We start from the raw sequence: 11,086 nt of genomic DNA, 5'->3' as shown, positions 1-11,086 counted from the left end.
TCTTATGAAATCCGCTTCCAAATTCATAGCATTCGGCGCATTGCTGACGGCAGCTCAAGCCGGTTTTCCCCATGTGGTGCTGGAAGACCAGGCCGCCCTGGCCGGCAGCAGCTACAAGGCGGTGCTGCGCGTCGGCCACGGCTGTGCCGGCGCGCCCACCAGCGCCATCCGTGTGCTGCTGCCGGCCGGCTTCCAGGGTGCCAAGCCCATGCCCAAGGCAGGCTGGACCCTGAGCACCCGCAGCGAACAACTGCCGCAGCCCTACACCAGCCACGGCAAGACCGTGAGCGAAGACGTGGTCGAGATCAGTTGGACTGCCACGGCGAAGGAGCATTGGTTGCCCGATGCCTGGTACGACGAGTTCGTGCTGCGCGGCACTTTGCCCGCCAGTGCCGGCCCGCTGTGGTTCAAGGTGCTGCAAAGCTGCGAGCCGGGCCGCCTTGACTGGGTCGAGGTGCCGGCGCAAGGCACATCGACGAAAGGGCTGAAGGCTCCGGCCGCCTTGCTGGAAGTTATTCCTTCCGGCCCAGCGTCTCACGCCGCCCACGCGCACTGAGGCGCCATCGATCCCCTCCAACTGCTGCAGTTTTTTACCTAGGAGAAAACCATGAAATTCAAAACCCAATTTCAAGCACTCGTCGCCACCCTCGCCCTGACGGGCAGCGCCCTCTACGCCCAGACCGTGGAGGTCAAGGACGCCTGGGTGCGCAGCACCGTGCAGGGCCAGAAGGCCACCGGCGCCTTCATGAAGCTCAGCGCCAAAGACGGTGCCAAGCTGGTCGGCGGCGCCTCGCCGGTGGCCGGCGCGGTCGAGGTGCACGAAATGAAAATGGAAGGCGACGTCATGAAAATGCGCGCCGTGCCCGCGCTGGACCTGCCGGCCGGCAAGACGGTGGAACTGAAGTCTGGCGGCTACCACGTGATGCTGCTCGACCTGAAGACGACGCTGAAGAAAGACAGCACCGTGCCGCTGACGTTGCTGTTCAAGGACGGCAAGGGCGTGGAGAGCAAGGTTGATCTGCAGGTGCCGGTGAGCACCACCGCACCCGGTGGCCATGGCGCCGGCATGGCTGAGCATGGCCACGGCATGAAGCACTGAACGTTCCTTGTCCGTTGCGTCCATCCGCACCGTGAATCAACTGCGCGCTTGTCGTCCCGCGGTCTGGCTCGCCCTTGCCGCCATGCTGCTGGGCGCGTTCGCGCCCACGGTGTCGCGCGCCTTGGCAGCGGCCCGCAGCGACGGGGCGCCGATGGTCGAGGTGTGCACCAGCGAAGGGCCGCGCTGGGTGCCATTGGCACCAACCTCGGCCGACATGTCAACGGCGGATGCCTCACACGGGCAGGAATCCGCCCCTTCTCTTGACCATTGCCCGTTTTGCCTGCTCGTCGCTGAACGGCTGGGGCCGCCGCCCGCGGCTTCCATGCACTTCTTCAATGCGGAATCTGGTTTGGCCCGACCGGACGCGCAGGCACTTTTCTTTGTTTCCCGGCCCTCCACCGTCGCCCTGCCGCGCGGCCCGCCTCGGCGCGCCTGACTTCACGCACCACTGAAGCTTTGCCTGCCTCGGACTGAGGTGGGCGGAGGGCTTGCATCGTTTTCTTTTCTCAAGGAGGGTGGGATGAATGAACCCACTGGAACTTTCGATGAGGTGCGCGCTGGCGCATCTGAACATCGGCGCCGTGCGCGCGCTGATGCTGTGGCTGGGACGGCCGTTGACAGGGGGAATGGTATGAGGCCAGCGCATCACACCACCAGGCTGATGCGCCGGTTGGCCGTTTTTGTCGTGCTGCATCTGGCCGCGTTATCCCTGGCCTGGGCCGTTGCCACGCTGGTGAGCCGAAGCCATGCGGACCTCTCTGCCGGCGGCAGCCATCTCCGCCTGATTCCGCTGACAGGCACGCGCTGAGCACTGCAGGGCGCGTACACAAGACGCGCACAACCCTGTGCCCGCTGCGGTGGGCATGCGATTTCTTCAATGGCGGCCGTTCCCTGCACAGGTGTGCACCGGTCTGCCGCTGACCAAGGTTTTGATCATGAATTTCCAACGACGAACTTTTCATCGGGCCATGCTTCTGGCCCTGCCGTCCCTGGCCGTGCTGAGCGGCAGCGTACTGGCTGCCGAGGACGCTCCAGCCACATTGCCTGACGTGACGGTCAAGGCGACCAGGCCCGAACAGTCCGGCCCCATCGCGCTGGACGCCGCAGCCATCGTGCCGCGGCAGGCGGCCACCAGCGACACGGCTCAACTGCTTTATGGCGTACCGGGCTTGAGCCTGTATGGCGCCGGAGGTGTCTCCAGCCTGCCGTCCATCCACGGCCTGGCGGACGACCGCTTGCGCATCAAGGTCGATGGCATGGATCTGATCTCGGCCTGTGCCAACCACATGAATCCACCGCTGTCGTACATCGATCCGACGGCCGTCGACAGCATCCAGGTCTACACAGGTGTGGCACCGGTCAGCGCAGGCGGCGACAGCCTGGGCGGCACCGTCGTCGCCAACGCTGCGGCGCCGGTGTTCGCCCGCGCCGGTGAAGGCCTGCTGCTCAAAGGCACGACCGGTGCGTTCTATCGCAGCAACGGCAACGGCCGAGGGGCCAATGTGTCGATGACCGCAGCCAATGAACGCTTCAGCCTGTCGTACAGCGGGTCCACTGCCGAGTCCGACAACTACGAGACCGCGGCAGACTTCAAGACCGGCACACCCACCACCCGGGTCAAGGTGCCGGCCGCCCGCGAGGTGGGAGCATCGCAGTACAGCGCACAGAACCAGTCGCTGGGCCTGGCCATGCGCCAGGAGAACCACCTGCTGGAGCTGAAGCTGGGTCTGCAGAACATCCCCTACCAGGGTTTCCCGAATCAGCGCATGGACATGACCGGCAACAAGAGCGAGCAGGTCAACCTGCGCTACAAGGGGCAGTACGAATGGGGCTCGCTGGAGACGCGCGTCTACAACGAGCACACGCGCCACAAGATGAACTTCCTGGACAACAAACTGTCATCGGCCACGTCGCTCGGCATGCCCATGGACACCGAAGGCTGGAACACCGGCGCCCTGGTCAAGGCGGATATCCTCCTCTCGCCGCGGGACACGGTCAGGGCGGGTGTCGAATACCAGCGCTATCGTCTCGATGACTGGTGGGATCCGATCACCACAACCGCCGGCATGATGGGGCCGAATAAATTCTGGAACATCAACGGCGGCCAGCGCGACCGGCTGGAAGTGTTTGCCGAATGGGAAGCGCGCTGGAGTCCGAAATGGCAGTCGCAACTGGGGCTGCGCAGCGGAACAGTGACCATGGACACCGGGACGGTGCAGGGCTACAACAACGCCGGCGGCATGATGGGTTATGGCGACCCCACCAATCCGGCCACCGTGCCCGGGGCCTTCAATGCGAGCGACCGGCGTCGCACCGACCAGAACCTTGATGCCGCAGCACTGGTGCGGTACAGCCCGGATGACGAGCGCAGCTTCAGCGCCGGTCTGGCCCGCAAGACGCGCTCCCCCAACCTCTACGAGCGTTACACCTGGTCGACCAACAACAGCATGGCCATGAACATGATCAACTGGGCTGGCGACGCCAACGGCTATGTCGGAAACCTGAATCTCAAATCCGAGGTGGCCAACACATTGAGCGTGACGGCCGACTGGCACGATGCCGATCGCCGCAACTGGGCCTTCCAGGTCACGCCCTACCTGACCTACGTGCAGGACTACATCGATGCAGTGTCATGTGCAGTCGTTGGCAAGAGCTGTCCCACGCGCACCGACGGTTTCGTCAACCTCAGTTTCGCCAACCAGCGCGCGCGCATCTACGGGGTGGACATCTCGGGGCACACCCAGCTGGTTGCCGGCGGGGCCTGGGGCAGTTTCATGGCCAAGGGGCTGTTGAGCTACCTGCGGGGCAAGAATACCGATACCGACGACAACCTGTACAACCAGATGCCGCTCAACGCCAAGCTGGCCCTCGAGCAGCGTTTCGGTGCTTGGACCAATACGGCCGAGATCCAGCTGGTGGCGGACAAGAAGGACGTCTCGCAGGTACGCAACGAGATGCAGACCGGCGGCTACGGCTTGCTGAACCTGCGCAGCAGCTACGAGTGGAAGTCGGCTCGTCTGGATCTGGGTATCGATAACGTGCTGAACCGGGCTTATGCGCCGCCACTGGGTGGGGCCTATGTGGGGCAGGGCGGTGCCGTCTGGGGAACGCCCGTTCCGGGGCCGGCGCGCTCGCTGTATGTTGGTCTGAGCGCGAAGTTCTGACCGTGGAATCCGCCCTGCGCTGCCCCGTGCCGCGCAGGGCGGACCGGCGCGCACCCGCTCTGGCCCGTCTGGCCTGACCCCTTACAGGCCCAGCAGGTTGCGCCGCACGTGCAACAGGTGCTCACGCGTGTGCGCCAGCGCCGTGCCCAGGTCGCGTTCGCGCAGTGCGGCCACCAGCGCGCGGTGCTCCTGCTGGTAGGCGGCACGCCGTTCGGGCGTGACGCTCTTGCGCTTGAGCATGCCCCACTCGCCCTGCGCGCGTGCCTGGTTCATCAAGCGGAACACATTGCTGATGAAGCTGTTGTGCGCGGCTTCGGCAATTACCTCGTGCAGCAGCCCGTCCCAGTGCTCGAACTCGTCGAGCGAGCTGGCCCGTTCGGCCTGTTCGCAGCACTGGTCCATGCGGGCGAAATCGGCGGAGGTGGCATTGCGCACCACCATCTCCACGATGGCCGGCTCCAGCGCCATGCGCGCTTCCATCAGCTCAGCCGGGCTGGTGCTGGCCAGCGGCGTGTTGCCCAGCGCGGGCAGCAGCCCTGGGGCCTGTTCGGTCACATAGGTGCCGCTGCCCACGGTCTGTGAAATCAGGCCCGCGTCCTTGAGCTGCGCCAGCACGCGGCGCACCGCCGAACGTCCCATGCCGAACTGCTCGCACAGCGCGCGCTCGGTCGGGATGCGATGGCCGGCACGCCAGGTGCCGGTCTTCAGGTTTTCAACAATCGTTTCCCGTAACAGGGCGGTCGAGTCCATGGCGAGGTGGGCAGTGGGAGATGCGTGATGGTAGCAAATTGCCAGACCAAATCAAACCAATTAATTCGAAGGCCTACGTGTTTTCCACCGTGACAGAGGCAAAATGCCCGGTCTATAATTTTGACCAAGATAAACCAATTGCAACCAATTTGGGTTTGCATTTACTTTGCAGGAGTTCGCATGAAGATCGCACGTGTGGAAAAAGCCGGTCAGGTCCACCTGGCCCTGGTGGATGAAGCCAAGCAGGAAGTGGCCCTGGTCGGCGGCGCCTTGGCCAGCCACCCCAACCCGGTGCTGGCCGTCATCGAGCAGGGCGTGAGCGCCGCCCAGTTGCAGGCCGCCGTGACCGAGTGTGTGCCGATGGCACAGGTCAAGTTCCTGGCCCCGCTCTCCGCCTTCCTGCGCAACCCGTTTGCTGTCGGCAAGAACTACCACGAGCATGCGGTCGAGTTCGACAAGAGCGGCTTCAACGCCACCAGCGGTGCAGCCTCGGCCATCCCGCAGTTCCCGCAGATCTTCACCAAGGCCACCACCACCCTGAGCGGCCCGACCGATGCAATCCGCTTCAACCCCAAGCACACCCAGTCGGTGGACTACGAAGGCGAGATCGGTGTTGTCATTGGCAGCACCTGCCGCAACGTCAGCAAGGCCGACGCCATGCAGCACGTCTGGGGTTTTGTGGCCCTGAACGACGTGACTGCCCGCGACCTGCAGAAGAACCACGCGCAGTGGTTCCTCGGCAAGTCGCTCGACGGCTTCTGCCCGCTCGGCCCCTGGATGACCAGCCGTGACGAAGCACCGACCGACATGCGCATGCAGACCTGGGTCAACGGCGAGCAGCGCCAGAACGCGCACATCTCGCAGCTGATCTTCGACGTGCCGACCCTGATCGAAACCATGTCCGCCGCCATGACGCTGCTGCCGGGTGACATCATCGCCACCGGCACCTCGGTGGGCGTGGGCGTCGGCTTCAATCCGCCGAAGTTCCTGCGCCAGGGCGACGTGGTGCGCGTGGCCATCTCCGGCCTGGGTGAACTCAACAACCCGGTGGAAGAGATCTGACGCCGGCGCGCGACCGGTGCCCCTGAACAACAACCCGAGGAGACAACCATGACACAACGCCGCGAACTGCTGCAATTCGCCGGGGCCGGCCTGGCCGGCCTGCTGGGCCTGCCCGCACTGGCGCAGGAAGACTATCCGAACAAGCCCGTCAGCATGCTGGTGCCGTTCCCGCCCGGCGGCGTGGCCGACACCGTGGGCCGTCCGGTGGCCGAAGCCATGGGCCGCGCGCTTAAGCAATTCATGATCGTGGAGAACAAGGGTGGTGCCGGCGGCGGCATCGGCATGGCGCAGGTGGCCAAGGCGCGGCCGGACGGCTACAGCCTGTTGATGGCGCTGTCGTCCATCGTGGTGCTGCCGGAGGCCGACAAGGTGCTCAAGCGTGCGCCCATGTTCACGCTGGAGCAGCTCAAGCCGGTGGCGCGTTTTACCGCCGACCCGACCGCGCTGGTGGTGCGCGCCGACAGCCCGTGGAAGACCTACAAGGACTTCATGGCGGCGGTGAAGGCCAGGCCCGGCGCCATCACCTTCGGCTCCTCCGGCAACTACGGCACCATGCACGTGCCGATGGAGCAGCTCAAGGTGGCCACCAACAGCTTCATGCTGCACGTGCCCTACACCGGCGCCGGTCCTGCCGTGCTGGCCCTGCTGGGTGGCCAGGTCGATGCCTTGGCCACCGGCCCGTCGAGCGTGATGCAGCACGTGCGTGCCGGCAAGCTGCGTGTGCTGGCGCACTGGGGCGAAGGCCGCTTGGCCGCGCTGCCGGAGGTGCCCAGCTTCAAGGAGCTGGGTGTGCCGATCAGCTACTCGCAGTGGGCCGGCCTGTTCGTGCCCGCAGGCACGCCGGAAGCCGTGGTGGCCAAGCTGCGCCAAGCGGCCAAGGCCGCGTCCGAAGACGCGCGCGCCAAGCAGGCGCTGGCCGCTGCCGGGACGTCTTTCCAGTACCAGGATGCGCCCGAGTTCGAGCGCTTCGTGCAGGCCGACGCGCGCAGCATGGCGGCGCTGGTGCAGCGCATCGGCCGTCTCGACTGAGCGCACGCAGGCCGCGCGGCCTGTGTGCTCAGTGCACACCGCGCGGTGATGGGGTAAGCTGTTGTCCATCACTGACGACAACTTGCTGGAGCGGCCATGAGCACAACAGACCCCACCGGTTTCGGCAAATTCGTGCCGGGCTTCGAGTTTCTGCAAAGCCTGGGCAAAGGGGCTGCGGCGTCCTTGCCGGCCATGAACAGCTGGGTGGCGCCCACGCTGGACCCGAAGGTGCTGGACAAGCGCATCGAGGAGCTCAAGGCGGTGCAGTTCTGGCTCGACCAGAACGCCACCGCCCTGCGGGCCACCATCCAGGCGCTGGAGGTGCAGAAGATGACGCTGGCCACGCTCAAGGGCATGAACTTCAACCCACCCGACCTGGCCCAGGCCTTCAAACCCGCTGCGGCCGCACCACAAGCCCCTACTCCTGCCACCCCCGTCAAAACCGCCGCGCCCCGCAAGCCGCGCGCAGCGGCCGGCGCGAAAGGGAGCAGTGCAAAGACCACTGCCGCACCAACGCCGGACCCGATGCGGTTCTGGGGCGCGCTCACCCAGCAGTTCCAGCAGATCGCCAGCCACGCCATGAAAGAGGCCGCCAGCAAGCTGCCGTCGGCGCCGCAGACTGCTATCAAAAAAGAAACGGCTGGCGCAGGCAAGACAGGGGCTGGAGCCACAAAAGTCGCCAAGAAAAGTGCGGCAAAAAGTGCGCCGCGCCGTCGTTGACCCGTGCCTGCCGGAGTGATTTCGTGAAGCTATTCCCCCACGCACACGCCACCCACCCACAGTGGACGATGGCCGCCGGCTTGGTGCTGGCACAGCTGCGCGCGCAGATGGCCTTGCCCGACTACGCGCACAACCCGACGCTGGCGCTGCTCTACATCACCGACCACTACGCCGCAGAAGCCGAGGCCATCCTGGCGCACCTGAGCGCCGAACTGCCCGAAGTCACCGACTGGGCCGGCACGGTGGGCGTGGGCATTGCCGCCAACAACGTGGAGTACTTCGACGAGCCGGCGTTGGCCGTCATGCTGTGCGAACTGCCGACCGACCAGTACCGCGTGTTCTCCGGCGTGGCGCCGCTGGGGCTGGGCTTTGAGGCGCACACGGCGCTGGTGCATGCCGACGGCGAAACGCCCGACCTGGCCGAACTGATCAATGAGATGGCTGAGCGCACCGACTCGGGTTACCTGTTTGGTGGTCTCGCGGCCAGCCGCAGCGAGAGCGTGCAGTTCGCCCTCGGTGGTGACGGTTTCATCCGCGGCCAGGGCCGGGCCACCGGCGTCTTCCATGGCGGCTTGAGCGGCGTGGCCTTTGGTGAGGGCGTGCGGCTGGTGTCGCGCGTCACGCAGGGCTGCCTGCCGGTGGCCAAGAGCCATGTGGTGACCGAGGCCGAGCGCAACGTGGTCTTCAAGCTCGACGGCGAGCCGGCGCTGGAGGTGTTGCTGCGCGACCTCAACGTGTCGCTGGACCGGCCACAGCAGGCGCTGGACGCCGTGCGCGCCACGCTGGCCGGTCTCATGCGGCCGGCCGATGCGCCGCAAGACGGCCACGCCGTCAGCCGCACCGGCAACTTCGGCAGCGACGTGCTGGTGCGCCACATCATCGGCCTCGACCCCTCACGCCAGGGCGTGGCACTGGCCGACCTGGCTGAGCCCGGCATGGAGCTGGCGTTCTGCCAACGCAATGTGCAGGCGGCACGCGCCGACCTCACGCGCATCTGCGCCGAAATCCGCGAAGAGCTGGAGCCGGAGGAAATGACGGTCGGCACCGCGCACGCCCTGGGCGCATCCGAGGCGGAAGCCGCACCGCATCCGGCACGGCGCATTGCCGGCGCGGTGTATGTGAGTTGCTCCGGTCGTGGCGGTCCGCACTTCGGTGGCCCGAGTGCTGAACTGCAGATCGTGCGTCGCGCTTTGGGTGATGTGCCGCTGGTGGGTTTCTTCGCGGCCGGCGAAATCGCGCGCCACCACCTGTACGGCTACACCGGCGTGCTGACGGTTTTCACGGCGTAAGCCGCATTCAACCCTTGTGGCACAGCGGCCCGTCGACCGGATTCTCCAGGCTGTGGGCAATGGCGCTCACCAGGTCGTGCGCCTCTTCGGCCGTGAAGCGCTCCAGCAGCGGGCGGGCCACCGCAGCCGGTAGCCGTACTACCGCGCTGCTGCCATCGGCACGCGTGAAGCGCACCCCGGCCACCTGGTGGCTTACCCAGTCCGGCCGTGTTTCGGCGCGCAGCATCTGCTCGTGCATCAGCGCTTCGTAGTCGGCTTCCAGCGCCTCCAGCACGGCATCGGTCGCTTCGTCGCCAAGCTGGACCACGAAACCCTCCATCGCATCTTCCCGTACCTGGCTGCTCAGCGCACGGGCCGCAACCGCCTGCACGAAACGCTCGCACAGGTCGGCGTCGAAGAAGATGTATTCAGTGGCCATGGGCCGCGCGCTCAAGCGCTTATTTGTCCTTGAGCTTCATGATGCCCAGGGCGTTCATCACCAGCTTCTCGAACAACGGTTCGGAGGTACCGCTCTTCATCTTGCGGATGAAGTACTTCTCGAAGGCGATCTTGGCCAGGTGCACCCACTTGCCTTGCGAGAACCAGTTCACGTTGCGCGGCGGAATCTGCGGCAGCGCCACAAAGCAGGCGCCGGTGTCGCCGAAGTCGGCCAGGCACAGCGCGTTCCAGGTGGCCTTGTGCGTGGGCGCCTTGTTGTCGAGCACCTCGCGGATGTTGTGCGCTGTGGCCGTGACCATGGACTCGATCATGTAGCCGGTCTTCGGTGCGCCGGTGGGCACCGGGGTCACTTCCACCGGCGGAATCGCCACGCTCACGCCGACCGAATAGATGTTGGGGTACTTCGGGTTGCGCTGGTGCGGGTCGATCAGGATGAAACCGCGCGGGTTGGTCAGGCCCTCGATGCCGAACACCGCATCAATGCCCTTGAAGGCCGGCAGCATCATCGAGTATTTGAAGTCCAGCACGTGCTCCTTCTTCGGTGTGCCGTCCTCGTTGTGCTCGGTCACGTACATCTTGCCGGCTTCCACCTTGGTGGTCTTGGCGTTGCAGATCCACTTGATGTGGCGCTCGCGCATGACCGATTCCAGCAGCCCCTTGGAGTCGCCCACGCCACCCAGACCGAGGTGGCCCACATAGGGCTCGGCGGTGACGAAGGTCATCGGCACCCGGTCGCGGATCTTGCGGCGGCGCAGGTCGGTGTCCATGATCATGGCGAACTCGTAGGCCGGGCCGTAGCAGGAGGCGCCTTGCACCGCCCCCACCACCACCGGGCCAGGGTCCTTGACGAACTCCTGCCAGCGCTGCTCCGCCTCCACCGCATGCTCCACATGGCAGATCGACTGCGTGTGGCCTTTGGGCCCCAGGCCTTCCACCTCGTCGAAAGCCAGCTTCGGCCCGGTGGCGATGATGAGGAAGTCGTAGTCGATGCTGCGGCCGTCCTCGAGTTCGATCTGGTTCTTCTCCGGGTGCACGCGCTTCGCGCCGACACCGATGAAGTCGATCTTCTTTTTCGCCAGCGCGGGCGCGATGTCCAGCTCGATGTCGTCGCGCGTGCGCCAGTTCACCGCCACCCAGGGGTTGGACGGCACGAAATGGAATTTCGGGTTGTTGGAAATGACGGTGACCTTGTCACCGGCGCGCGCTTGTTCGCGCATTTCATAAGCCATCGGCATACCGCCGAGGCCTGCACCAAGAATCACGATGTGGGCCATGAAGTTGTCTCCTGTAATGTGTATGACGAACAACCTGCATCGGGTCGTTCACCTTGTAGGACTTCAGGCTGGTTTATATGCCCCCGGGGGTACGTTCGGATTGATATAAATCAAGTCATGGCGGGTCTCAGCGTCGCAAGGCGGCAAAGGCTTCGAACTCCCAACTGCGCATGGCCAGCAGCAAGGTATAGCCCTCGCGCTCCTTTTCTGCAAGTTTCTGGTCGGTGCGATCTGTCATCAAAGCCCTGTAGGGCCTCGGGC

12 protein-coding genes and 1 pseudogene are annotated in these 11,086 nt (G+C 65.3%); 9 read left to right on the top strand and 4 right to left on the bottom strand.

The window, feature by feature from the left end; translation table 11 throughout:
• The first annotated feature begins 4 nt into the window (after nt 1-4).
• The 5 genes from CDE01S_RS06825 (at nt 5) to CDE01S_RS06810 (ending at nt 4,263) form a co-directional block, all read left to right on the top strand.
• A complete protein-coding gene (locus tag CDE01S_RS06825) occupies nt 5-556 on the top strand; it encodes a YcnI family protein (RefSeq protein WP_084382782.1) in 552 nt (183 codons plus the stop codon).
• Between the two features lie 51 nt (nt 557-607).
• Nucleotides 608-1,099, top strand: coding sequence for a copper chaperone PCu(A)C (locus CDE01S_RS06820; protein ID WP_066705270.1), 492 nt, complete (start codon nt 608-610; stop codon nt 1,097-1,099).
• 31 nt (nt 1,100-1,130) lie between these two features.
• On the top strand, nt 1,131-1,535 hold the full coding sequence (locus tag CDE01S_RS18125; RefSeq protein WP_157077060.1) for a DUF2946 family protein: 405 nt from the start codon (nt 1,131-1,133) through the stop codon (nt 1,533-1,535).
• 195 nt (nt 1,536-1,730) lie between these two features.
• Entirely contained in the window at nt 1,731-1,907 is a 177-nt protein-coding gene (locus CDE01S_RS18450) for a hypothetical protein (RefSeq protein WP_157077059.1), read from the top strand.
• 160 nt (nt 1,908-2,067) lie between these two features.
• On the top strand, nt 2,068-4,263 hold the full coding sequence (locus tag CDE01S_RS06810; protein ID WP_245636125.1) for a TonB-dependent receptor: 2,196 nt from the start codon (nt 2,068-2,070) through the stop codon (nt 4,261-4,263).
• An 81-nt stretch (nt 4,264-4,344) separates the two neighbouring features.
• On the opposite strand, the gene CDE01S_RS06805 is transcribed toward CDE01S_RS06810, so the two are convergent.
• A complete protein-coding gene (locus CDE01S_RS06805; RefSeq protein ID WP_066705266.1) occupies nt 4,345-5,013 on the bottom strand; it encodes a FadR/GntR family transcriptional regulator in 669 nt (222 codons plus the stop codon).
• 180 nt (nt 5,014-5,193) lie between these two features.
• On the opposite strand from CDE01S_RS06805, the gene CDE01S_RS06800 reads away from it, so the two are divergent.
• From CDE01S_RS06800 to CDE01S_RS06785, 4 genes are all read left to right on the top strand, one after another.
• Nucleotides 5,194-6,075 carry a fumarylacetoacetate hydrolase family protein gene (locus CDE01S_RS06800; RefSeq protein WP_245636124.1) on the top strand — a complete coding sequence of 294 codons (882 nt, stop codon included), beginning with the start codon at nt 5,194-5,196 and terminating at the stop codon, nt 6,073-6,075.
• A gap of 48 nt (nt 6,076-6,123) precedes the next feature.
• The gene (locus CDE01S_RS06795; protein ID WP_066705264.1) at nt 6,124-7,104 is read left to right on the top strand and encodes a tripartite tricarboxylate transporter substrate binding protein; all 981 of its coding nucleotides are present in this window, start codon (nt 6,124-6,126) and stop codon (nt 7,102-7,104) included.
• 96 nt (nt 7,105-7,200) lie between these two features.
• Complete coding sequence (locus CDE01S_RS06790) at nt 7,201-7,824, top strand: PhaM family polyhydroxyalkanoate granule multifunctional regulatory protein (RefSeq protein WP_066705262.1); 624 nt, start codon at nt 7,201-7,203, stop codon at nt 7,822-7,824.
• Nucleotides 7,825-7,847: 23 nt separating this feature from the next.
• A complete protein-coding gene (locus CDE01S_RS06785; protein WP_066705260.1) occupies nt 7,848-9,113 on the top strand; it encodes an FIST signal transduction protein in 1,266 nt (421 codons plus the stop codon).
• Between the two features lie 7 nt (nt 9,114-9,120).
• On the opposite strand, the gene CDE01S_RS06780 is transcribed toward CDE01S_RS06785, so the two are convergent.
• The 3 genes and pseudogenes from CDE01S_RS06780 to CDE01S_RS18445 all read right to left on the bottom strand — a co-directional run.
• Entirely contained in the window at nt 9,121-9,531 is a 411-nt protein-coding gene (locus tag CDE01S_RS06780) for a hypothetical protein (RefSeq protein WP_066705258.1), read from the bottom strand.
• Nucleotides 9,532-9,550: 19 nt separating this feature from the next.
• Nucleotides 9,551-10,825: an NAD(P)/FAD-dependent oxidoreductase gene (locus tag CDE01S_RS06775; protein WP_066705256.1), complete on the bottom strand. Its 1,275-nt coding sequence runs from the start codon at nt 10,823-10,825 to the stop codon at nt 9,551-9,553.
• A 127-nt stretch (nt 10,826-10,952) separates the two neighbouring features.
• Nucleotides 10,953-11,048: pseudogene (locus tag CDE01S_RS18445) on the bottom strand (helix-turn-helix domain-containing protein); the annotation flags it as partial.
• Between the last annotated feature and the right edge of the window lie 38 nt (nt 11,049-11,086).

The sequence above is a fragment of the Curvibacter delicatus NBRC 14919 genome (genome assembly GCF_001592265.1).
Lineage (GTDB): Bacteria > Pseudomonadota > Gammaproteobacteria > Burkholderiales > Burkholderiaceae_C > Hylemonella > Hylemonella delicata.
This window is presented reverse-complemented; position numbering and strand designations above follow the sequence as displayed.